This window comes from Nitrosospira sp. CT, from assembly GCF_059489795.1.
The window spans coordinates 78627-100401 of sequence record NZ_JCAHZJ010000076.1 but is presented as its reverse complement, the minus strand read 5'-3'; the positions used below and the strand labels follow the sequence as shown (position 1 = coordinate 100401).

22 protein-coding genes are annotated in these 21775 nt (G+C 53.7%); 14 read left to right on the top strand and 8 right to left on the bottom strand.

The window, feature by feature from the left end; genetic code table 11:
* The 8 genes from AC52W5_RS13860 to AC52W5_RS13825 all read left to right on the top strand — a co-directional run.
* A partial coding sequence (locus tag AC52W5_RS13860) for a cytochrome c oxidase subunit 3 (RefSeq protein ID WP_495671413.1) occupies window positions 1–794 on the top strand: 794 nt, incomplete at its 5' end.
* A 54-nt stretch (window positions 795–848) separates the two neighbouring features.
* On the top strand, window positions 849–1319 hold the full coding sequence (locus AC52W5_RS13855; RefSeq protein WP_074974885.1) for an RrF2 family transcriptional regulator: 471 nt from the start codon (window positions 849–851) through the stop codon (window positions 1317–1319).
* A gap of 30 nt (window positions 1320–1349) precedes the next feature.
* A complete protein-coding gene (locus AC52W5_RS13850; protein ID WP_495671412.1) occupies window positions 1350–2132 on the top strand; it encodes a cyclic nucleotide-binding domain-containing protein in 783 nt (260 codons plus the stop codon).
* A 556-nt stretch (window positions 2133–2688) separates the two neighbouring features.
* The gene (locus AC52W5_RS13845; RefSeq protein WP_495671411.1) at window positions 2689–3576 is read left to right on the top strand and encodes a putative outer membrane beta-barrel protein; all 888 of its coding nucleotides are present in this window, start codon (window positions 2689–2691) and stop codon (window positions 3574–3576) included.
* Window positions 3577–3712: 136 nt separating this feature from the next.
* Entirely contained in the window at window positions 3713–4012 is a 300-nt protein-coding gene (locus tag AC52W5_RS13840; RefSeq protein WP_113067881.1) for a helix-hairpin-helix domain-containing protein, read from the top strand.
* Window positions 4013–4320: 308 nt separating this feature from the next.
* Window positions 4321–6132, top strand: coding sequence for a translational GTPase TypA (gene typA, locus AC52W5_RS13835; protein ID WP_495671410.1), 1812 nt, complete (start codon window positions 4321–4323; stop codon window positions 6130–6132).
* Between the two features lie 137 nt (window positions 6133–6269).
* Complete coding sequence (locus AC52W5_RS13830) at window positions 6270–6893, top strand: DsbA family protein (protein WP_074974891.1); 624 nt, start codon at window positions 6270–6272, stop codon at window positions 6891–6893.
* 47 nt (window positions 6894–6940) lie between these two features.
* Window positions 6941–7438 carry an RcnB family protein gene (locus AC52W5_RS13825; protein WP_495671409.1) on the top strand — a complete coding sequence of 166 codons (498 nt, stop codon included), beginning with the start codon at window positions 6941–6943 and terminating at the stop codon, window positions 7436–7438.
* 68 nt (window positions 7439–7506) lie between these two features.
* Here AC52W5_RS13825 and AC52W5_RS13820 read toward each other — a convergent pair whose 3' ends face one another.
* From AC52W5_RS13820 to AC52W5_RS13810, 3 genes are all read right to left on the bottom strand, one after another.
* Complete coding sequence (locus AC52W5_RS13820; protein ID WP_495671408.1) at window positions 7507–8163, bottom strand: hypothetical protein; 657 nt, start codon at window positions 8161–8163, stop codon at window positions 7507–7509.
* 383 nt (window positions 8164–8546) lie between these two features.
* Window positions 8547–9617: a phosphotransferase gene (locus AC52W5_RS13815; RefSeq protein WP_495671407.1), complete on the bottom strand. Its 1071-nt coding sequence runs from the start codon at window positions 9615–9617 to the stop codon at window positions 8547–8549.
* A gap of 208 nt (window positions 9618–9825) precedes the next feature.
* Window positions 9826–10275: an exosortase system-associated protein, TIGR04073 family gene (locus tag AC52W5_RS13810; protein WP_495671406.1), complete on the bottom strand. Its 450-nt coding sequence runs from the start codon at window positions 10273–10275 to the stop codon at window positions 9826–9828.
* A gap of 498 nt (window positions 10276–10773) precedes the next feature.
* On the opposite strand from AC52W5_RS13810, the gene AC52W5_RS13805 reads away from it, so the two are divergent.
* Window positions 10774–13377, top strand: a complete 2604-nt coding sequence (locus AC52W5_RS13805) for a glycosyltransferase family 39 protein (RefSeq protein ID WP_495671417.1) — start codon at window positions 10774–10776, stop codon at window positions 13375–13377.
* Between the two features lie 129 nt (window positions 13378–13506).
* Entirely contained in the window at window positions 13507–14967 is a 1461-nt protein-coding gene (locus AC52W5_RS13800) for a DUF4139 domain-containing protein (protein ID WP_495671405.1), read from the top strand.
* Between the two features lie 196 nt (window positions 14968–15163).
* On the opposite strand, the gene AC52W5_RS13795 is transcribed toward AC52W5_RS13800, so the two are convergent.
* From AC52W5_RS13795 to pdxJ, 4 genes are all read right to left on the bottom strand, one after another.
* On the bottom strand, window positions 15164–15598 hold the full coding sequence (locus tag AC52W5_RS13795; RefSeq protein WP_074974964.1) for an Hsp20/alpha crystallin family protein: 435 nt from the start codon (window positions 15596–15598) through the stop codon (window positions 15164–15166).
* Between the two features lie 255 nt (window positions 15599–15853).
* Window positions 15854–16903 (bottom strand): beta-N-acetylhexosaminidase, encoded by a 1050-nt coding sequence (nagZ, locus tag AC52W5_RS13790; RefSeq protein WP_495671404.1) that lies wholly within the window; start codon window positions 16901–16903, stop codon window positions 15854–15856.
* Entirely contained in the window at window positions 16904–17281 is a 378-nt protein-coding gene (acpS, locus tag AC52W5_RS13785) for a holo-ACP synthase (protein WP_074974896.1), read from the bottom strand.
* Window positions 17278–18003 carry a pyridoxine 5'-phosphate synthase gene (gene pdxJ, locus AC52W5_RS13780; RefSeq protein WP_495671403.1) on the bottom strand — a complete coding sequence of 242 codons (726 nt, stop codon included), beginning with the start codon at window positions 18001–18003 and terminating at the stop codon, window positions 17278–17280. The genes acpS and pdxJ overlap by 4 nt, the downstream gene beginning before the upstream one ends.
* 297 nt (window positions 18004–18300) lie before the next feature.
* On the opposite strand from pdxJ, the gene AC52W5_RS13775 reads away from it, so the two are divergent.
* Window positions 18301–18675, top strand: coding sequence for a YidH family protein (locus AC52W5_RS13775; RefSeq protein ID WP_074974897.1), 375 nt, complete (start codon window positions 18301–18303; stop codon window positions 18673–18675).
* Window positions 18676–18780: 105 nt separating this feature from the next.
* Entirely contained in the window at window positions 18781–19680 is a 900-nt protein-coding gene (locus AC52W5_RS13770) for a universal stress protein (RefSeq protein WP_495671402.1), read from the top strand.
* Window positions 19681–19731: 51 nt separating this feature from the next.
* On the opposite strand, the gene AC52W5_RS13765 is transcribed toward AC52W5_RS13770, so the two are convergent.
* Window positions 19732–20592, bottom strand: coding sequence for an MBL fold metallo-hydrolase (locus AC52W5_RS13765; protein ID WP_495671401.1), 861 nt, complete (start codon window positions 20590–20592; stop codon window positions 19732–19734).
* Window positions 20593–20864: 272 nt separating this feature from the next.
* On the opposite strand from AC52W5_RS13765, the gene AC52W5_RS13760 reads away from it, so the two are divergent.
* Window positions 20865–21299, top strand: a complete 435-nt coding sequence (locus tag AC52W5_RS13760) for a YeeE/YedE family protein (protein WP_495671400.1) — start codon at window positions 20865–20867, stop codon at window positions 21297–21299.
* Between the two features lie 17 nt (window positions 21300–21316).
* Entirely contained in the window at window positions 21317–21775 is a 459-nt protein-coding gene (locus AC52W5_RS13755; protein WP_074974901.1) for a DUF6691 family protein, read from the top strand.

Sequence of the window (21775 nt, the reverse complement as noted above, 5' to 3'; positions counted from 1 at the left end):
GGTCACTAGCGCTGTTATTCATGGGATTCGGTGCGGCCTTGTCGGTCAACCGGATTCCCCTGGGTTACGGATTGCTGGCGACAGGCTTTGCCATACTCGTCTACATGATGTTTGGATGGTTCGGCACTGTGGCCGGTGAAAGCGAGAGCGGCAAATTCAACAAGAAAGTCGATAAATCCTTCCGCTGGGGGATGAGCTGGTTCATCTTCTCGGAAGTCATGTTTTTCGGCGCTTTTTTTGGCGCGCTATACTACATGCGCATGCATTCCGTTCCGGATCTCGCCGACCTGGAGAACAAAATGCTGTGGCCGGACTTTACCGCCGACTGGCCCACGGCAGGTCCCGGCATCACCGAGAAATTCATGCCCATGGGGCCCTGGGGTCTCCCCGCGATCAATACCCTGATCCTGCTGACCTCGGGCGTGACAGTCACGTGGGCGCACTGGGCACTGAAGCTGAACAAGCGCGGGCAGCTCAAACTGGGATTGTTCCTCACGTTCGCTCTGGGGTTTCTGTTCGTGGGCCTGCAGGCTTACGAATACAGCCACGCCTATTCGGAGATGAACCTCAAGCTCTCCACCGGAGCCTATGGCGCCTCGTTCTTCATGCTGACCGGTTTCCACGGTTTTCATGTAACGTTGGGTTCCATCATGCTGTTCGTCATCTGGTGCCGCGTGCTGAAGGGCCATTTTTCCCCAGAGAATCACTTCGGCTTTGAAGGCGTCGCCTGGTACTGGCACTTCGTGGACGTAGTCTGGCTGGGACTGTTCATTTTCGTGTACTGGCTGATATAGGAATTATCCTTAAAAAGAGGTTCTAACTATTTACCGTATCCTCTCCGGTTCCCGATGATTCTTTCGCGTACGACCCAGTATGCCATTCAGGCGCTCATCTACATGGCAACCCAGCCTCCTGGGGTGGCCGTACTGAATCGCACGATAGCGGAATGCCTGAGGTCGCCGCCTACTTATCTCGCAAAGATTTTGCAGGAGTTATGCAAAGGCAACCTTTTGTACTCTTTTCGCGGAAAGCAGGGCGGTTTCTGCTTGCGGGAAAGCAGTGACAAGATTAACCTGATGCAGATCGTCAGGATCACTGAGGGTCCGGGATTTACAGAGGATTGTATTCTGGGACTGAAAGTTTGCAGCGACACCACCCCCTGCCCCATGCACGCAAAATGGTGGCCGATCAAGCAGGAAATCGTGAAGCTTCTACAAGGCCAGACGTTGGAAATGCTGGCAGCAATGGTAGTAAGCGGCAAATATCAGTTAACGGATTTTCCCGGAGCGGTTCTCGGCAACATCGAGCTGCCGGCATAGCTATTCAATTTATTGCCTATAGGTTCTCACATGTCAAAACACGCACTCAAGCTGATACCTTCCTCCACGGAACACGCAGACGTACCGAATGATTGCAAGAATTGCGGGGCATATCACCTTTGTATGTCCCTCTGGCTGAAAACCGGCGATTCATCCCTGCTTGAGCGCGTGGTAAAGAAGAAACAGGTATTCAAGCGTGGAGAAGTGCTTTACCGTATGGGCCAGCCGCTGGAGTATATCTATGTTATCCGGGGTGGATCGGTCAAAACCTGCGTGAGTACCCAGGACGGGCAGGTTCAGGTGATGGGTTTCCATGCAGCCGGGGAACTGCTGGGGCTGAATGCCATCAGTAACCGGGAGCATACATGCGAGGCGAGGGCGATGGGAGTGACCTCGGTTTGCGAAGTTTCTGTCGAGCGCTTCGAAGAACTGGCCAAGAAGGATCCGGCAATTCAGTATGAAATTCTCAAAATCATGAGTGCGGAAATCCATCACGGTCAGGAATTGCTGCTCCTGCTCGGCAAACACAATGCCGAGGAGCGGATCGCCATTTTTCTGCTTAACTTGTCCAGGCAATTTGAAAAGCGGCATTGTTCGGCCACCGAATTCACCTTGTGCATGTCCCGCAGCGATATCGGGAATTATCTCGGCATCGCGGAGGAGACAGTCTGCCGCATATTTGCCCGGTTCCAGGACGACGGTCTCATCAGCAGTGAATACCGTAACGTCAAGCTCAAGGATATCAAGCGTCTTGAGCAGATTGCCAACCAAAAAACCTTGAGGCAAACCAACGTCACATCTCTTTACTCCTGAAGTGAAGTGACTCCAGGCAGGGTCGCTCGGGTTTTGCAGGGCTGACCCTGTCAGTCCCCCTTCTCCGGGGAGATCATCTTCTTTCCGCTGTCCCTGATTCGCCGGCAATACTACCGGGTAATTCCACCGTCTGTTTAAGCTGATTCCAAGTTGATTGCCTGGGTGAGGCTGTTTCCGGGGTCATCCCGTCCCCGGCCCGAAAGCTCTTGCACTTCTCCTGCTCTCCGTTTTTGATTCCCGTTTTGATTTCCATTTGCGAGCCTCATTTCGAGGCAGAGCACTTTTCCGCCTGATTTGGTCCGTTCCGGTCCCCGATATCTTTTTGTCATGATGATGGCGGCATGATTGGGTTTTGCGACGGCAGAGCTTCAAGAGTACCTGATTCGGTCACCCAAAGGCGGCGGGAAAGAAAGTTGATGACATGGAGATTCCGGAAAAAAACCAGAACATGACATTTGTCAGCTTTTTTTTGGGGGGCAGGACATATCATGCTTTCGCGATATGGTTTCCGGCAAGCGGACCAGCAAAATTCAACAACGACCATGGAGGAGATTAGATGAAGCATTTTTCTGACAAGAGACGAACGACTGCCGTTGTTTCTGCTGCTTCTCTTGCTATTGTCATATTCGTGGCTGCGCCTCCGGTTTCTGCCCAGGATGCGAGAACCCAAGCATTGGAGCAGCAACTCAGACAGCTGGAGGCGAGTCTGCAAGCCGTTCGAAATGAGCTGGAGCAGGTGAAAGCGGAATCTGCGCGGGACGCGCAGAGGCTGATGCAGATCGAACAGAAATCGACGTCGATAGAAAAACGCCAGGCAGTGGACACGCAAAAGATTGCGAAAATCGAGGAGAGTGGGGCCTCGTTCGAAAGAACTCCCGATCAAAAGGCCCATATGGTTTTTTTTCGGGGTGGCTATGCGCGCAGCAACGATCTTCGTAATGGGGTATCCATTCAAAGCGGGGGAATTGGCGGCGCTGGGGGTCAGGCGGACCGGGATGCCTGGTATATCGGCGCAGGGCTGGATTTCAATCTGACAAACGATGTCTGGGGCCTGATGCCAAACACCAGTGTCCTGTCGGAAGTCATGTTCGAATACAAGGAATTCGGCAGCAAGGTAGCCGGTAATGCGCTTCCTCCCCCAGGGTCCGGCGTGAATATCAGTCAGTTCACCTTGACCGCGGCACCCAAGATCAAATTTTTCGAGGGTTCCCGCTTCAGACCCTGGATCATTCCCGCCGGTCTTGGCCTCCATGTGATCAGTCCGCCCTCGGAGTCCATCACGGTATTGATCCCCGGCGTCATGTTCGGTGTCGGCGCCGACTATCAGATCTGGAAAAACTTCTTTGTCGGTATCGACGGGCGCTATCACCTGACCAGTGGCAGAAACGATGGCATCAAGATCGACGGCATGACCGCAGGTGGCTACATTGGAATGGGTTTCTAGGAGGCCCACTGCCAGCCACCAATATCAATACCGGTTTAAACCCGCCTCCCGCTGGATCGGGAGGTGTTGAAAAAATTCGGGCGATCCACCCGAATGTCGTGCAACCGCAGTTCATTCATACCAGGAGGAGAAAACCATGCGCAAACTGCTCATCATTATTTCAGCACCGCTGATCTTCGCGGGCGGTGTTCATGCCGCCGTCAATATCAATACCGCTACCCAGCAAGAACTTCAGACCTTGAGCGGTATTACTTCCGCCAAAGCCAGGGCAATTATCGAATACCGCTCGAAGGCGGGGAAATTCAGGACGGCGGAGGACCTGACAAAGGTAGACGGCCTCAATCCCCGTTATCTGGATATGAAGCAGCTCTACAAGGATGTTTCAGTCGCCGGACCGACCGTTCTGAAGGTGGGAGCAAAGCCGGCGGGTAAGTAATGTTGCCGCAATAATAGATTGCGATAATGCGATGGATAATGGAGGTGGCTCCCAGCGGGGACAGGCAGTAGAGCGTGGCCGTACCGGAAAGGCATAAACTGCCGGAACAGTGGCTGCTTGACAAAGGCCCGCTCGCGCGGGTTTTTGTTTATCTCCTGCCTGCTTTTTATACCTGGATTCAAGGCTTGAAAATTTTCCAGGAATAGCGATGCCCTGGAACTTCATGTGCACTCCAGTGTCAGCATGCATGTCACTCATCGACCTGTTATAATTCCGCCCTTTTTGCCATTGTAAGCCTACGATCCCTTATGTCACGCTCCCTGCGCAATATCGCCATAATTGCCCACGTCGATCATGGAAAGACGACACTGGTGGATAAACTGCTGCATCAGGCCGGCTCCTTCGCCGCGCACCAGCACATCGCCGAACGCGTGATGGACTCCAATGATATCGAGCGCGAGCGCGGCATCACCATTCTTGCAAAGAACTGCGCAGCCGATTACGAAGGCGTGCATATCAATATCGTGGATACGCCGGGTCATGCCGATTTCGGGGGTGAAGTGGAGCGTGTCTTATCCATGGTGGATGGAGTGCTGTTACTGGTGGATGCGGTGGAAGGTCCGATGCCGCAGACGCGCTTTGTCACCAGAAAAGCGCTTTCGCTGGGATTGCGTCCGATCGTCGTCATCAACAAGGTGGACCGGCCCGGAGCGCGGCCGGATTGGGTGGTAAACCAGACCTTCGATCTGTTCGACAAGCTGGGCGCAAACGAAGAGCAGCTGGATTTTCCGGTTGTGTATGCCTCGGCGCTCAACGGTTACGCTACGCTTGATCTGAAACAGCCAGGCATCAACATGCGCCCGCTTTTCGATACGATCCTGAGTCATGTGAAAGCACCGGCGGGGGATGTCGCTGGCCCATTGCAACTACAGATCAGCGCGTTGGACTATTCCAGTTTCGTGGGACGCATTGGCGTGGGCCGCATCAGTCGTGGGCGGCTCAAACCAGGCCAGGATGTCATGGTACTGGCGGGGAGCAACCCGCCGAAGAAAGCCAGGGTCAACCAGGTTCTGGGATTCCGGGGCATCGAACGGATCCAGCTTGGCGAGGCGTTGGCGGGTGACATCGTCCTTATCAATGGTGTCGAAGAGTTGAGTATCGGCGCGACGCTTGCCGATATCGACGAGCCTGAGGCACTGCCCATGCTTGCCGTGGACGAGCCTACGCTCACAATGAATTTTCAGGTGAATACTTCACCTTTTGCCGGAAAGGAAGGGAAATTTGTAACCAGCCGGCAACTGCGCGAACGCCTGGAAAAGGAATTGCTGACCAATGTTGCCATGAGATTGGAGGAAACCAAGGATACCGACTCTTTCCTGGTTTCGGGCCGGGGCGAGTTGCATCTCACCATTCTGCTGGAGAATATGCGGCGCGAAGGCTATGAACTGGCGGTGTCGCGGCCGCATGTCGTGGTTCGCGAGGTCGACGGCGTCAAATGTGAGCCCTTTGAGCTGCTTACGGTTGATGTTGAGGAAGCGCATCAGGGTGCGGTGATGGAGGCGCTGGGGGCGCGGCGCGGCGATCTGCAGGATATGGTTTCCGATGAGCGGGGGAGGGTGCGGCTCGACTATCGCATTCCCGCCCGTGGCCTGATCGGCTTTCAATCCGAATTCCTGACCATGACGCGGGGCACGGGTCTCATGAGTCATGTATTCGACGAATACGCGCCCATGCGGCCCGAAATAACCGCGCGTCGCAACGGCGTTCTGATATCCGCCGAGCAGGGTGAAGCGGTGGCGTACGCCCTGTGGAAATTGCAGGAACGTGGACGCATGTTTGTCAGCCCGGGAGAGCGTCTGTATGAAGGAATGGTGATCGGGATTCACAGCCGCGACAACGATCTGGTGGTCAACCCCATCAAAGGCAAGCAGCTCACGAATATACGGGCATCCGGAACTGATGAAGCCGTCGTTCTGACGCCGCCCATCCAGCTCACCCTGGAATCGGCTATCGAATTCATCGCGGATGACGAACTCGTGGAGATTACGCCTAAAACCATTCGCATCCGCAAGCGCCTGTTGCAGGAGCACGAACGCAGGAAAGCGGCTCGCGCGGCGTAAGCCGGCTTCTTTCCCCGGCCCCTTTCTGTCAAAGGGGCAAAGGGCATTCAGCCGGAAAAGTACGCGTGGCGGTTCAGAGTGATTAGAATATGCTTCCCTGAACCCAATCAGTCGAAGCGATCTCGCCTGTTACCCTCATGAACGAAAAGATTCTCTGGTATGTCGCCGACCCGATGTGTTCCTGGTGCTGGGGATTTTCGCCGGTGATCGAGAGAATCCGGCAGGAGTATGGCGATTCCCTAAGGATGGAGTTGTTGCTGGGCGGACTACGTGCCGGGACCAAAACTCCCATGCCTCCTCAACAGCGTGAGGAAATCCTCCATCACTGGCATGCCGTGCAGCGTGCGACAGGACAGCCGTTCAGCTTCGAAGGCGCAATGCCGGAGGGCTTTATCTACGATACGGAGCCTGCAAGCCGTGCAGTTGTCGCTGCTTTCCGCATCAGTCCTGATGTCGTATTCCCATTTCTCAAGACCATTCAGTCTGCGTTTTATGTCGATCAACAGGATGTGACCCGGCAAGAGGTACTGGAACGATTGGCTGTTGTTGCAGGATTGGATGCGCGGCTTTTCTCTCAGGTATTCGAATCCGAAGCCGTAAAGGAATTGACGCTTGGCCATTTTAAAAAGGTTCGTCAGTGGGGTGTGCACGGGTTTCCCGCTGTGGTTGGGCAGAAGGGTACGGATTACCCGGTATTGACCAGAGGCTATTGTTCATTCGAGGATTTCCGCCCAAGACTGGACAGTTGGCTCGAGAATTGATCCGTGCGAGCTTTCATACCGCAAAATTTGTGATTTCCCGAATAATTATGCAAAAAATAGTCCTGGCATTCCTGGCTCCGGCTTTTGCGCTCTCGATGTTTTTGTCCTCCCCGCCTGTATCGGCTGAAAAGTGGAGAGATGAGGGTCATCCTGGTCGGCACGGTCACGAAGGAAAAAAGTGGAACAAAGGCAAGGACGGGAAAAACCATAGAGGTGGCACCAGCCATGGTCATTACTACTTTGATGACCGCCAGCGCGCCATTGCTCACAACTATTATGCACCACGTTTTCAACGTGGCCACTGTCCCCCCGGTTTGGCAAAAAAATATAACGGCTGCATGCCTTCGGGACAGGCGAAGAGATGGAGAACAGGTTATCCGTTACCCCGCGAGGTTGTTTTTTATGACTTGCCTCCCGTTTTACTGCAGCAATTAGGGAATCCCGGCCCGGGTTATCGTTACGTTCGAGTTGCGGCCGATATACTACTGATTGCGATGGGAACCGGAATGGTTATCGACGCAATTCAGGATTTGAATGGAATGTAGCGGCGCAGTTGGAAGGGAAGCGATATCGCTCGGGGTTGATCCGGTTATGCAGGATTCCGTAGGCTATTTTACATCCCCGTCCCGGTAGACCAGCCAAAGCGCTCCAGTAGTGCTCTGAACGCCTCGCTGGCAATGATGAATGCAATAAGATATGACGTCAAGCTTAGCAGGACGATTGTCCAGATTGCTCGCCAGGGACTCAGGGTCGAGTATTGCTTCCATTGCGAGAGAAAAGCGGCATCATCTTCCTTGCTTGCGCGATTCAATCTCAGTTCGACGAGGATGCTCTCCCGCACTCGCCGCAGTGCATCCCGGACTCCCGCTCGATAAGTGGTATCGATAAGATCCAGGCGCTTTGCTTGTCCTTGCGAAGTTTCCGGGACTGCTTCCCCAGCCACCTGTGCATAAAACTCGCGCATGCGCGAGAGGTATCGTTCATCGGCCAGTAGGTCATTGATTGTCTCCTCCACAGACTTCGCTTCCCCACCAGCGCCCATGGAGTTTCCACTGGTCTTCTGTTTCGCAATCCTTATTTCCTGTATGAACTCCTGCTCCTTTCGCCCGATCAGCCTGAGCCAGATCGCCTCCGCAGCTTGAGGAGATGGTCCGCGCGAAGTCGCACCGGTGGAAGGCGTAGTTTCGAATAGTCTATCAAGTTCCGCTTTCGCTGCTCTTTCGCAATCCGCATCGATTGCTTCGAGCCTGCTGTTGAGATCGTCATTCATGATTTTCTGGAGGGTGAGGGGTTGAACTGCTGCCCTGAGTGCGGACAGTGTAACGTAAATTTCCAGAGACAAGGGAGCGGTAAAAGTGAAATCGCAATATGCAGAGTTCCGGTTATAGCGAGTACCACCCGGAATAAATCACCAGCCAAGGCTCTACCAGGGCTCTAATAGATCGCTACGATTGGTAAAGATTGCTGTCACTGGTTTAAAGGATTAAAGCTTCATTTACCAACTTCTTTCAGTTCATACCCGCGAAAGCGGGTATTCAGTGAACTTCAAAGCACGCCATTATTGGTTTGGGCTGAATTCCGGTCAGGTCGGGAATGACGAGATTCATAGTATTTTCTGGCCGGGATCAATAATTTTATTCCAGCAGCATGGGGTTATAGCGGGATTGCCGCAAAAGCATCGAGGTCGTTCACGGCGGTGGCAACGCGACGAATCAGTTCGCGGTTGGTTTCCGGTTTTATCATTCCCCCGACAGCAAGCGACACAACCATTGCTTCGAACGGATAAACGAGGTGAGCGCGGTATCTCTGCCTCAATGTCTCGCTGTCAATGTTTTCAATACCACAGTTCGTGAGCTCTTCGGCATAGACAGCCAGCAGATTTGTCTCATGATTTCGCCGCACCTCGGGTGTAAGGGCGGTAGCAAGAAAATAAGCGACATCACCAATGCCTTCGCCAAAACGCACGAGTTGCCAGTCGAGAAGACCCGGTTGAGATTGGCTCCAGAACAGGTTGCCGGGGTGACAATCATGATGAACGAGTGTTTGCGGCCGCCCCGAAAGAAAGCGCATGGCGCGCCGGCGTTGGCGAGCATAATTTATAGCGAGTGCATGAAGCGGGGAGGGTATGAGTTTTTCCGCCTGTCGGAGCCCCCGCTTCATTAGCGGAACGGCAAGCGCAGTCCCCAGGTGATCTTCGAGTTGGCGTATGGGACCTGCCAGCCAGGCATATTTCTGCATGAGATCGAATTTGTTCCAGAAGCGGGCATGCAGCCGGGCCAACTGCTTGATGACAAGTGCGGCGCGATCAGCCGTCAGTGCATCGTCGGGGTTGCCGGCAGTAGCGCCGGATTCAGTCACATCATTCAAAATCAGCGTCGCACCCTTGCCAGGTTTGCTCTGACCCGCGAGAAAACCGGGTATGGCAATGGGTACCGCCTGCGCCGTTTCATTGTAGAAGCGGGTTTCAGTATGAAGCAACCCTGGCAACGCAGTAATCAGCCTTGGCCGCCAGGCCAGCGAAGGTAATTTTACAAACCACTTGTGCGAGATCGTTCCCGGACCATCATGTTCAACCGCAATACGAACCCGTGTCGTCGTTCCTGTATCGACAGAAACCAGATCTACCCTGGATACCGTTACATGGGAACAATGACAGTTCACTACCCGTTGTGCCCAGCCGACATTCAAATCGCTGGGCCGGCGAGCGAGAATATTATGCTTCATTTGCAGGCTAGAGGGGGGACTGAACTCGACTAAGTTGAATCGGGTGAGTACACCGGGATTTTCTTTTGGGAGGTTGCTGAGGCGTGTCAGGGAAGCTGCGGCTGATCAGGAATTGCGGCATGCACATTCATTTATTCCGAAATACATTGGTTTCTATAAAAAAGGGAGCCGAAGCCCCCTTTTTTATAGAATGCGACAGCAGCGGGAATTACTGATAGCGTTGATCCGCAGGCTGCTGCTGCTCATAAGACCTGTCGGCTGGCTGGCGATAGGATTTCTCCTTGGGCTCATCCGTGCTCAATTTCCAGTCAGGATGATAGTGTGTCTCCCTATCCCAGTCTTTCCAGATATAGTCGGGATAGATAAGGGGCTTGGTCGGAATGACAAATGTGATCAGGTCTACCGCACCTGTCAATGTGCGGCCAATACCGTGCACGATACCTGTAAGCAATCCAGCGGTAAGTCCGTAGCCAAGTCCCTTCTCGTTGGTTCCTATCATGATGTTCTTCGGCACTTCGCCTATACCTGTGACTGTGTTGGCAAGGCCATGCGCAAGCTTGTCGCCCACACCTTCCGCATAGCTGTGTGCAAACGCTGCTTGTGGCGAAACGAATAATAATGCAGACAGTATCATTAGCGTTTTCAACATATTCTTCATCGATACCTCCCTTAAATAGATTAAATAAAAATTTAATTCCAACTTAATACTAGCATACCGCTAAGAAATATGGAAAAGGCATGCCAAAATTCGTGAGGTCGGCGCCATATCTGCCGCGGAGTCAAATTGGTTGAAGGCGGGAATTTTTGTGGATATCAGGACTCTACAACGAATGTGCCGGCTTCATGCGGCCGGCAGTCCGCTTCAAAGTCCGACGGAACCAGTAAATGTGATTCTTATCGGTATTTATGCTTCCCGATCATCTTAATCATTCAGCATTCAGGTGTTCTTGCGTGAATTGTGCTACGCTTCCGCATGTTTCGCATGTTGTGAAACCATCATTGATCGATTGCAAGCAGAAACTGTGGCACGTCCTCGTACAAGAAAAGCAGCTACGTGAGTTCTTTACCTAAATCGACGGAAGCATCCAGCTTCCTGTCTTTGCCTTCTTTCCCTTCAACGTCACCCAGTCCTTCAAGCTCCCGCCTCGCGGACTCCATTCAATTTTCGGTAATCGTTCCCACACTCAACGAGGCCGACAACATCGATCCGTTATTGACCAGGCTATCCGCGCTTGATTTGCCGGAGGGAAGTTTTGAAGTCATCTTTGTGGACGATGGTTCACGTGATGGAACGCCGGAAAAGGTCCGCAGATGGGAAAAGCGCGGCAACGTAAGATTGATCGAACGACGGGAAAAACCTGATCTCACGCGTTCAATTCTGGCGGGTGCGGCGTCGGCGCGAGGGGATGTTATTGTTGTGATGGATGCGGACCTGAGCCATCCGCCTGAGCGGTTGCCAGCCCTGGTTGCCCCCATATTGGATGGGAGCCATGACGTCGCAGTGGGGAGTCGTTACGTGCCTGGCGGCAGTACAGAGGGGTGGCCGCTGCACCGGCAGTGGTTGTCCCGCTTCGGCGGCTGGCTTGCCCGCCCCCTTTGTGACATCAATGATGCGACCTCCGGATTTTTCGCATTCCGGCATGAATTGTCAGGAACAATTGCGGAACGTGCACGCGGATACAAGATATTGCTCGAACTGCTCATGGCAGGACAGGGCAAACTTCGGGTGGTGGAAGTGCCGATCTGCTTTCGCGATCGGACGCATGGTGCGTCGAAGCTGTCGCTTTCACATCAATGGACATATTTGCAGCGCCTGGTGACCCTGGCTGGCGGTACCGTTTCGATGGGCACAGCCAGCCGCTTTGCGGCAGTAGGATTGCTTGGCGTTTTCGTCGATGCGTTGCTGTTTCAGTGGCTTATGAGCAGCGGCGCAGGGCTTGCGCTGGCACATATCCTCAGTTTTTTTGTCGCCGCCTCGGTAAATTATTTGCTTAATTCCAAATGGTCTTTTCGTAGTCACCACGAAGGATATTTGCGGTGGCGGCAATTCGGGCGCTTTCTGACGGTGGGACTGTTCGCATTGTTGGCTCGTGGAGGTGTGCTGGCTTTCCTGGTTCATGGCTGGCATATGCCGCCACTGCTGGCGATTTTTCCCGCTATTGCGGCCACGGCTGGCATTAATTATATTGGATCCGCTTTCTATGTATTTCCGGTAAAACAGAACCCCCCCTCCCTCGATGTCCGTTGGCGCGTAGCCTCGTTCGGAATCGTCGCGTTTGCGGTACTGCTGCGCCTGATCTATATCGGCGTAGCGCAACTGATTCCCGATGAAGCGTACTACTGGAATTACGCGCAGCACATGGACCTGAGTTTTTTCGATCATCCGCCCATGGTGGCCTGGCTGATCTGGCTCGGGACCTCGATTTTCGGTGACAATGAATTCGGTGTACGGATAGGCGCCTTTATCTGCGGCCTGGTTACAATGGGGTTTCTGTACGCCCTCTCGCGCAATCTCTACGACAAATCGACCGGTATCCGGGCTGTCCTCTTGCTGGCCGTGCTGCCCCTCGGCTTTGTTACCGCAACGCTCATGACGCCGGATGCTCCGCTAATGGCTGCGTGGGCCGCCACCTTATACTATATGGAGCGGGCATTGATAGCGGACCAGCGGTGGGCCTGGCTGGGCATGGGCATTGCCTTCGGACTGGGTATTCTGTCCAAATACACGCTGGGACTGCTGGGTCTTGCAGCACTGCTGTTTGTGTTGATCGACCCGGGTTTACGCCGCTGGTTACGCCGGCCGGAACCCTATCTTGCGGCAGCGCTTGCGCTATTGCTGTTCTCACCTGTTATTGCCTGGAATATGGAGAACGACTGGGCATCCATTATGTATCAGTCCCAGCGCGCAACGGGAATAGGCAACAAGTTTTCATTGCACCTGCTTTTCTTTCATATGCTGCTTGTCCTGACGCCGGTTGGTTTCGTTGCAGCATTCATGGCGCTGGTTGTGCGCGATGAGCGAACGGTCGACCCTCTGATACGCAGACGCCGCCTGTTCATGCAGGTGTTCACGATTGCGCCGCTCGCGGTATTTTTCTGGCTCAGCCTGTTTGGCTGGCCGAAATTCCACTGGACTGCGCCCGTCTGGCTGTCGATTCTGCCGGCAATGGGGTGGATGTTGGGCCAGACAGATAACTGGAGCAAGGTAGCAACCCGTTTGCGGGCAGCATGGAAACCAACCATAGGGGTCTGTATGTTTCTCTATGCATTGGCACTCCATTACGTCGTCCTGGGCATCCCCGGCATTCCTTACGTGGGTTTTAGCGAACACTACTTCTGGCGCGAAACCACGCGTGAAGTCGAACGACTTGCGGTAGAAGTGGAGCAGCAGACCGGAAAAAAACCGCTTATAGTGGGGATGAGTAAATGGTCAGTCGCGAGTTCCTTGTCGTTTTATAACGATAAAAGCGAACCGCTGGATATTCGCGGACGCAACATGTTCCTGCAGAGCGCGGCCATGTATGATTTCTGGTATCCCTCGGAACCCCCGACGGATCGTCCCGTTATTCTGTTTGGAATGAAAACGCATCAGCTCGAGCATGACATCGATGGCAACGATAACATTACTCCATTGCTGGTGCAGCCTGGCCCGATCAGGGAATTGAAGATCGAGCGGGAAGGGAAGCCGCTGCGCGGGATATATTACCGGGTTGCACAGGGTTATCGCGGTCTCCCGGCAGCCGATTCCCAGTTACGTTAGCCTCTCGCCTTCCATTTCCCCTGGCGTTGCGCCTTAACAGGTCCTGGTCAACAGACTATGTAGGAGTGCCTACTTTCTCCACTTTCTATCATGACAACTTATGCGCAAATCATAATGCGGAAAATGTTGATGGATCATATGATGTCGCTTGGGCGCGGGTTGATCTTCATCCTGCTCTCCACGTCCAGCATCGCAGGATTGTCTGTCGGGAAAGATGAAAGAATTGCTGATACTTCGCAGCAGAAAGAGGTTGCCATCACGATTTATGGCAATAACCTGGGTTTGATAAAAGATACGCGTCGCGTCAGTCTTGCGCGCGATTTCAATCAACTCATCTGGCTCGATGTTGCAAAGCAGATACGTCCGGAAACGGCACGATTGCATAATCCGGCTCATTCCCGTGGATTTCGCGTACAGGAACTGAGTTTCGATCTCGATCTATTAACCCCTGGAAAACTGCTGGAGCGATACATTGGCAGGGAAATAACGGTCATTCGCGCGAATCCCGCGACAGGGGAGGAAAGGCGGGAAACCGCAGTGGTGCTTTCCGCAAATAACGGCGGGGTGTTCAAGTATGTGGATCGCGTTGAAATCGGCAATCCTCATCTGGGCCGATTGGCTTTCCCCGCTGTTCCTGAGAGATTACAGGACAAGCCCAGTGTGGCTATTTCCTTCGTCAATCCGGTTGCCGGCGAGCAGGACCTGGAACTTTCCTATTTGACAACGGGGTTATCCTGGCGGGCGGATTATGCAGTGGAATTGAATGAGCGCGAGGATCATGCGGATATTCAGGGCTGGGCGACCGTGACCAATCAAAGTGGAATAGGCTACCCCAGCGCTGCCTTGCAACTGGTTGCAGGGGATGTCAACCAGGTGCGCCAAAGCGCGGCTGTACCGCGTCATGCCATGGCAAAAATGGCGGAGGCGACTGACCTGAAACAGGAATCGCTGCTTGAATATCACCTCTATACCCTGGATCGCCCCATAACGCTGGCGGAGAACCAGATCAGGCAGGTGGGGCTGATGTCTGCAACCCGCATACCGGTGAAAAAGGAACTGGTCCTGACGGGTTCCGATTATTATTACTCGGGGAAATTTGCCGATATAGGGCAGAAGCTGAAGCCGGTGGTATTGCTCGAATTCAGGAACAAGGGAGAAGGACTGGGAATTCCCCTGCCTGCCGGAATAGTACGAATGTATAAAAAAGATTCACGCGGCCATATCCAGTTTGTGGGCGAGGATCAGGTGGATCATTCGGCTGCAGGGGAAATTATCCGGCTGAAACCGGGAAATGCATTCGATGTAACAGTGGAAAGAAAACAGACGGATTTCCGGAAGCTGGCGGGAGAAGGATTGAAGGACTCGCGGGAGGGGAGCACGTTCGAAAGCGCATTTGAGATTCTTTTGCGCAATGCCCGTAAAGAAGCTGTCACAGTGACGGTGCGGGAACCGATACCAGGAGATTGGCAGATGGCAGCGGAATCACAAGCCCATAGCAGGGTTTCCTCGAATATGGCGGAATGGAAAGTGATTGTTCCGGCCGGCGGCCATAATGCCCTGAACTACCGGGTTCGTGTAAAAAACTTCTGAAGAAGTCTCCGTACTCTTTATCCTCTGCGCCTATCCTCTGCTCTTATCCCTTTCTCCTTTCCTTTTGGCAACCGGAAACAGGCTGAGGGCGAGAGGAGTGAGGGAGTGGGGGCGACGTGGAAAAAACAGCCGATTCAAAAAAGAAAACCCAGTGGAACTTTGCTTCCACCGGGCTCTGTCAGCGGGTTTAGTACTCTTATTGAACAGTCACGTTGATCTTTTTCGGCTGGACCGGTTCGCGTTTGGGGATGACGATTTCCAGAACTCCCAGATTGGATTTGGCTGATATCGCATCCGCATTGGCAGTATCCGGCAGGCTGAAACGGCGATGGAAAGAGCCGTAGGTGCGCTCGACACGCTTGTAGCCTTCCTTCTCGGTAGTTGCCTCGGTTTTCTTTTCGCCCTTGATCGTGAGCACGCTTTCTTCCATGCTGATATTGATATCTTCGGGTTTTACCCCGGGAAGATCAGCCTGAAGAACGAACTTGTCCGCTTCTTCCTTGATATCCACTGCCGGCGCCCATTCGGCGGTCGCGGCGGAACCGTCGCCCGCAACGTTTTCCCGCGCACGATCCAGTTCCCGATGTAATTGGTGCAGCAAGCTCCACGGTTCATACCGACTAATAGCCATAATATCTCCTTTGAAATAAATGTCTGACATCAAGCTGATGCTGTGAATCAGCACTTATTAATCAATATAGGTTCGTTTGGCTATTTTTCAACCGATCCCCTCGATTTTTTTGTCACACCCACTCCGGAACTCGGTCGCCTATAGTGAAAAGTGGGCAGGGAATGATGCAGCAACTGCTGGGGAGGATGAGAGTCGCAAAATAGAGAAACCCGCCGCGGGCAGGATGAGCGAAGATTGGAAGGCGAGTTCGTTTTGCTACACCAGTGGCAACTCGCCGTTGCGAACGCCAATACTGGCAATTTTTTCCACGGCGCTGACGAAGTTCGGGTTTTCGTGCAATTTCACCAGCGAATCCGGGTTTGGCCGCCCACGCATGCGGGCGAGACGAATCACCCCGAGGGCGGGTAGGTCCCAATGTAACTCCGCGAGCAGCATTTCGGCCGCTTCCGGGTTATTGCACAGCAGCACCATGTCGCATCCCGCATGCAATGCTTTCTGTGCCCGCTCCAGCGGACTGCCTGCAAAAGCTGCTCCCGTCATATTCAGATCATCGCTGAAGATACACCCTTCGAAATCGAGCTCACCCCGTAAAACTTTTTTGAGCCATACTTCGGAAAAGCCAGCCGGCAATGCATCCACCTTTGGATAAATGACGTGGGCGGGCATCATGCCGGTAAGGCCGAAACCGATCATTTTACGGAATGGAATGAGATCATCCATTTCGATCTGCGCATACGTTCGTTCGTCCACCGGCATTTCGAAATGAGAATCGGCTTCGATATATCCATGACCAGGGAAATGTTTGCCCACCGCTGCCATTCCAGCAGATTTCAACCCGGCCATCAGGCTATGGGCGAGATCGGCAATGGCTTGCGGGTCACGGTGAAAAGCACGGTCGCGGATGACGCTGCTTTGGCCATAATCCATGTCCAGAACGGGTGTAAAACTGAAATCCACGCCCGCAGCCCGTAATTCCGCCGCGAGCACATACCCCGCCTGATGCGCCAGATGCCGCGCCTGAGCAGGATGTTCATCCCAGATCCTGCCCAGTTCGCGCATGGGAGGCAGTCGCGTGAAATTCTCCCGGAAGCGTTGAACCCTGCCTCCTTCGTGATCGACTGCGACCAGGAGCGGCGGCGTTCGCAGGGCATGGATTTCAGCGGTCAGATGCATGAGTTGGGCAAGCGAGGAATAATTGCGCGTGAACAGGATCACCCCCCCGACCAGCGGATGCCGGAGTTTGTTTTTATCATTGGCGGTGAGTTGCGTGCCTTCGATATCGAGCATGACGGGACCGAGCGACATTTATTTTTCCAATATGACAAAAGCGCAAGCGAGGTTCAGTTCGTCGCTGATTGAGAGATGGTGGCGGGTAATGCCTTCGTTTTGGACCAGGGTGTGCAATTCAGGGTGGAACTTGAAATAGGGTTTTCCCAAAGGATCATGGGTTACTCCGATATGGCTCAGGCTGACCGGATGGCGGATACCCGTGCCAAAGGCTTTGGCAAGCGCTTCCTTGGCGGCAAAACGCTTCGCCAGGAACATGGCCGGCTGCATGGTTTTTGCATATTCCGGCCATTCCTCTTCTGTCAGCAGGCGCCGGGCGAAACGCTCTCCGTATTTTTCCAGCAGGCGCCCAATACGCGAGGTTTCAACCAGATCGGTTCCGATTCCATAAATCATTTACATGCTTCCAGCATCAGGCTTTTCATTTCCCGGACTGCCTGCTCGAAGCCCACGAACAATGCCCGAGCCACGATCGCGTGCCCGATGTTGAGCTCCAATACGCCCGGGATTGCCGCGATTGCCTGGACATTCTGGTAATGCAGGCCGTGCCCGGCGTTAACCCTGAGCCCTTGTCCGACTCCCCTGTTTACTGCTGATCGCACTCGCTCCAGTTCACTTTGCTGTTCGTCCGCCGCTTGCGCATCGGCGTAATGTCCAGTGTGAATTTCGATGACTGGCGCGCCGGCCTCAACGGACGCATCGATCTGCGCCGGCTCGGCATCGATGAATAACGAAACCCGGATGCCGGCTTCAGCCAGCCTGCGGCAGGCGCGTTGCACTTGCTCGAAATGCCGTACCACATCGAGTCCGCCTTCGGTCGTCAATTCTTCGCGCCGTTCCGGCACAAGGCAGATATCATGGGGTTTGATGCGCAGCGCAAATTCGATCATTTCATTTGTCACCGCGCTCTCCAGATTCATGCGGGTCTTGAGCGCGCCGCGCAGAATTTCCACGTCTCTGTCCTGTATGTGGCGCCGGTCTTCGCGCAAATGCAAGGTGATAGCATCTGCGCCGGCCGATTCAGCAATGAGTGCCGCCTCTATCGGATCGGGATAGGTTGTGCGGCGCGCTTGGCGCAAGGTGGCGACGTGATCGATATTAACGCCGAGTTTGATCATAATAGTATGGAGGTTTTCCTGATTCGGCTTTTTTTCAATGATTGCCTGAATGATATTTGCTCTCCCGCACATCTGGAAGAGGCAAGAGGGGCCGGGCAAAAAATGACTATATTATAATAGCGTGTGCGGCGAAGACAGTATGTATATAAAAGTGGATCGCCAGGTTGATTGCTCTGGGAACGTCTGGGAACATTACTCTTTGGGTGGTTACTCCTGGCTGCTCCGTATTTGATTGAAGAGGGCGCTATAAATCCCGCATCTGAAAACCTGCGAGAGGGAAAGAGTGATTCGGAGAAAATGTCAGACCCGCGCGTTTTCTTCGCCGCGGAGCGGACGCTTCTTGCATGGGTGCGCACGGGGCTGACGATCATCGCGCTGGGTTTCGTCGTCGCCCGCTTCGGCCTGTTTCTGAATCTTCTTGTGGCTTCCGGGGAAATTTCCAAAAATGGAGGGACTGCCAGCGCTCATGGAATCTCCGGTGTGTTCGGCATTATTCTTGTGCTCTCAGGCACCGTGACCATTCTCGGCGCCTTGCTCAATCACAGGCATTATGTAAGCTCATTGCCGCTTGAGGATCTGCCCAGGTTGTCCCTGCCCTGGCTCTCATCGTTCCTGTCATTATCGGTTGCTACCATAGGATTTCTGCTGGCGGTATACCTCCTGTTTACCTGAAACATATATAGGGAGTCGATCATGTCAGAAAGGGAGGACAGGACTCGCGATGCCGGCGATGCGGAGTTTTAAGTTGATTGATCCTTCAAGTGAGAGGTGGAAGTAATGATGTGCCCAATAACGAGAATAGTGGTTGCTACGGACATTTCCGATTTTGCGAGGCGTGCTGAATCTCGCGCAGCGCTTCTGGCACAGGAATTGAGCAGCGAGTCTCTGGATCTGATACACGTACTTGATAGTCTCGCGCTGGAATCCTTGCGTAATCTGACCCCACCCCTGGATACCGAGCAGCGGTTGATGCAGGGGTCTCGCGAGCAAATGGCGGAGATCAAGCGCAGGCTCACCGCCAGTTATGGGATAAAGGTTACGACAACGACGGTAAACGTCGGACGGGCAGATACAGAGATCGCACATTATGCCAGCCTCCTCAAGGCAGGGTTGGTCGTGTTGGGCGCTTTCGGCGGGGGCGCGGTTCGGGAATTCGTCATCGGCTCGACTGCGGATAAGGTTCTGCGAACGCTCTCTTGTCCGTTGCTGATCGTCAAACAGGAACCTGAGGCAAGCTATCGCCGTGTGCTGGTCCCCGTCGATTTTTCAGAATCCTCGCACCGGACAGTAGAAATGGCCCTGACCATCGCTCCTCATGCAAGTATCATTATCCTGCATGCATTTGAAGTGCCGTTCGAAGGCAGACTGGATTTCAACGACGAGAGAATACAGGCATTTCGTGCCGAAGTGAAAACCCGCATAAATGTGGAGATGCAAAAACTTCTCTCGGATTTCGAGGCTTCGGGTCGTTCGCTCGGGGCAGTTATCGAATTGGGTCCAGCAGCCGATACAGTGATAAAAAAAGCAGAAGAGATCGGTGCCGATCTGATTGTCATCGGGAAACACGGCAAATCGGGATGGGAGAGCATGCTGCTTGGCAGTGTTGCCAGACGTGTAATTCAGGAGGCGGCTTGCGATGTGCTGGTGGTGGAGCAGGCCGACGCTGACGCAGGTTAGCTCCTGACCGGTTGCCGCCATTTCTGCCGTCTCTGGGAGATGTGTAATGGCTCAGATGACGTTCAACGGTATTTTGAGGTACGAAATACCGTTATTCTCGGGTGGGGGCATGAGGCCCGCGCGCACATTCACCTGGATCGACGGCAGCAACAGCGTGGGCATTTCGAGCGTCCGATCGCGCGCTTCGCGCATCGCGACGAACTGGTCTTCGTCAATGCCGTCGCGCACATGTATATTATTTGCGCGTTGTTTCCCCACACTCGTTTCCCATTGAGGAGAGCGGCCTTGCGGCGGATAATCATGGCACATGAACAAGCGGGTATCCGTGGGATAATCCAGTATTTTCCTTATTGACCGGAATAGTCTGCGTGCACTCCCTCCCGGAAAATCGGCGCGCGCCGTACCGATGTCCGGCATGAACAGGGTATCGCCGACAAAGATCGCCTCCTCTACCTGATAGGACAAGTCCGCCGGCGTATGGCCCGGTGTCGAGAGCACTTTCACGTTCAGTTTGCCAACGCTGAAAACCTCGTTATCGACGAATAAATGGTCAAACTGTTTGCCGTCCGGCGTGAAGTCTGTTTCAAGGTTGAATATTTTCCTGAAGGTTTCCTGCACGATGGGAATCTCCTTCCCGATCGCCGTCTTGCCCCCCAATCTTCCCTTAAGATAGTGCGCCGCTGTGAGATGGTCGGCGTGCGCATGGGTCTCCAGAATCCATTCTGTCATCAGATTCTTTTCCTCGATAAAGGCAATCAGTTTATTCGCTGATGTAGTGCGCGTTCTGCCTGATCTGGGATCGTAATCCAGTACTGGATCGATGATTGCACAATATCCATTCGGCTCATCGAAAACCACGTAGCTTACTGTCCAGGTCGCGCCGTCAAAAAAAGCTTCGATATTCGGTTTCATTTACTCTCTCTTCCAAGGTTTGATCGGGATATCCAGAAGCAAGGCACCAAATAAAAACTTGACAACAATATATCTATGAATATAATATTTGTCAATATAATATAAATGGTAATATGAGATGGCACAATGGTTAGAGGGTTGGTGGCAGAGGTTAGCCATGAGAACTTTAGATATAGATCTTTAAGGAAGCAGGAAGCATCTGGCGGAATTCAGATGAGCAAATGAGCAAATGAACAATTTACACAGCGCTTATTCAGCAGGAGGAAGCGTCGATGTTCATTGACTGGAATCACTTCACGCCCTGGGCTGCTTTGGCAGGAGGCGCACTTATAGGTGCAGCAGTGGCGCTACTGATACTTGTGAACGGAAGGATCGCTGGAATTTCGGGGATACTCGGCGGTTTGCTGAAGCTGAAGAGGGAAGACACGGGCTGGCGTTTCGCATTCGTTTCCGGGTTGGTAGCGGCGCCACTGGTATGGCAGTCGTTCATGCGCCTTCCCCCGATGGAAGTGGATGGAAGCTATGGCACCATAGCCGCTGCCGGCCTGCTCGTGGGTCTCGGCACACGCTTCGGATCCGGCTGTACCAGCGGACATGGGGTGTGCGGCGTGTCACGCCTGTCGCCGCGCTCGATCGTGGCTACGCTGGTTTTCATGGGAACAGGCTTTGTCGTCGTTTATCTCGTTCGTCATGTTTTTCAGGCCTGACCAGGCAGGAGGTAAAAATGATCAGCTTGGTGGCGTGGGTGTCCGGACTCGTCTTTGGCTTTGGACTGATTCTCGCGGGAATGGCAAATCCCGCCAAAGTCTTGGCTTTTCTCGATATATCCGGCTCATGGGATCCCTCGCTTGCATTTGTGATGGCGGGAGCAATCGCTATAGGGGCCGTTGCTTTCGCGCTTGCCCGCAATCGGGGCAGCAGCTACCTCGGAGTATCAATCAGTCTTCCTGCTTCTCGTGTTATCGACAAGCGGCTCGTCCTTGGCAGTTTCGTCTTCGGGATCGGCTGGGGCATGGCTGGCATATGCCCCGGCCCGGCGCTGGTCCTGCTCGGAAGTGGTAGCGGCAAAGGTATCGTATTCGTTGCGGCCATGCTGGTGGGAATGGGAATTTTTGAGCTGCTGGAAAGACGAGATTCAAAGGATCCCCTCCCCGAGACGGGGGCAGCACCGGGTAAGGTGTGA

Excerpts from the sequence above, each read along its gene's own strand:
- AC52W5_RS13855 (WP_074974885.1), top strand. The coding sequence starts at position 849 with ATGATTCTTTCGCGTACGACCCAGTATGCCATTCAGGCGCTCATCTAC.
- AC52W5_RS13850 (WP_495671412.1), top strand. The coding sequence starts at position 1,350 with ATGTCAAAACACGCACTCAAGCTGATACCTTCCTCCACGGAACACGCA.
- AC52W5_RS13845 (WP_495671411.1), top strand. The coding sequence starts at position 2,689 with ATGAAGCATTTTTCTGACAAGAGACGAACGACTGCCGTTGTTTCTGCT.
- AC52W5_RS13840 (WP_113067881.1), top strand. The coding sequence starts at position 3,713 with ATGCGCAAACTGCTCATCATTATTTCAGCACCGCTGATCTTCGCGGGC.
- typA (WP_495671410.1), top strand. The coding sequence starts at position 4,321 with ATGTCACGCTCCCTGCGCAATATCGCCATAATTGCCCACGTCGATCAT.
- AC52W5_RS13830 (WP_074974891.1), top strand. The coding sequence starts at position 6,270 with ATGAACGAAAAGATTCTCTGGTATGTCGCCGACCCGATGTGTTCCTGG.
- AC52W5_RS13825 (WP_495671409.1), top strand. The coding sequence starts at position 6,941 with ATGCAAAAAATAGTCCTGGCATTCCTGGCTCCGGCTTTTGCGCTCTCG.
- AC52W5_RS13820 (WP_495671408.1), bottom strand. The coding sequence starts at position 8,163 with ATGAATGACGATCTCAACAGCAGGCTCGAAGCAATCGATGCGGATTGC.
- AC52W5_RS13815 (WP_495671407.1), bottom strand. The coding sequence starts at position 9,617 with ATGAAGCATAATATTCTCGCTCGCCGGCCCAGCGATTTGAATGTCGGC.
- AC52W5_RS13810 (WP_495671406.1), bottom strand. The coding sequence starts at position 10,275 with ATGAAGAATATGTTGAAAACGCTAATGATACTGTCTGCATTATTATTC.
- AC52W5_RS13800 (WP_495671405.1), top strand. The coding sequence starts at position 13,507 with ATGGATCATATGATGTCGCTTGGGCGCGGGTTGATCTTCATCCTGCTC.
- AC52W5_RS13795 (WP_074974964.1), bottom strand. The coding sequence starts at position 15,598 with ATGGCTATTAGTCGGTATGAACCGTGGAGCTTGCTGCACCAATTACAT.
- nagZ (WP_495671404.1), bottom strand. The coding sequence starts at position 16,903 with ATGTCGCTCGGTCCCGTCATGCTCGATATCGAAGGCACGCAACTCACC.
- acpS (WP_074974896.1), bottom strand. The coding sequence starts at position 17,281 with ATGATTTATGGAATCGGAACCGATCTGGTTGAAACCTCGCGTATTGGG.
- pdxJ (WP_495671403.1), bottom strand. The coding sequence starts at position 18,003 with ATGATCAAACTCGGCGTTAATATCGATCACGTCGCCACCTTGCGCCAA.
- AC52W5_RS13775 (WP_074974897.1), top strand. The coding sequence starts at position 18,301 with ATGTCAGACCCGCGCGTTTTCTTCGCCGCGGAGCGGACGCTTCTTGCA.
- AC52W5_RS13770 (WP_495671402.1), top strand. The coding sequence starts at position 18,781 with ATGATGTGCCCAATAACGAGAATAGTGGTTGCTACGGACATTTCCGAT.
- AC52W5_RS13765 (WP_495671401.1), bottom strand. The coding sequence starts at position 20,592 with ATGAAACCGAATATCGAAGCTTTTTTTGACGGCGCGACCTGGACAGTA.
- AC52W5_RS13760 (WP_495671400.1), top strand. The coding sequence starts at position 20,865 with ATGTTCATTGACTGGAATCACTTCACGCCCTGGGCTGCTTTGGCAGGA.
- AC52W5_RS13755 (WP_074974901.1), top strand. The coding sequence starts at position 21,317 with ATGATCAGCTTGGTGGCGTGGGTGTCCGGACTCGTCTTTGGCTTTGGA.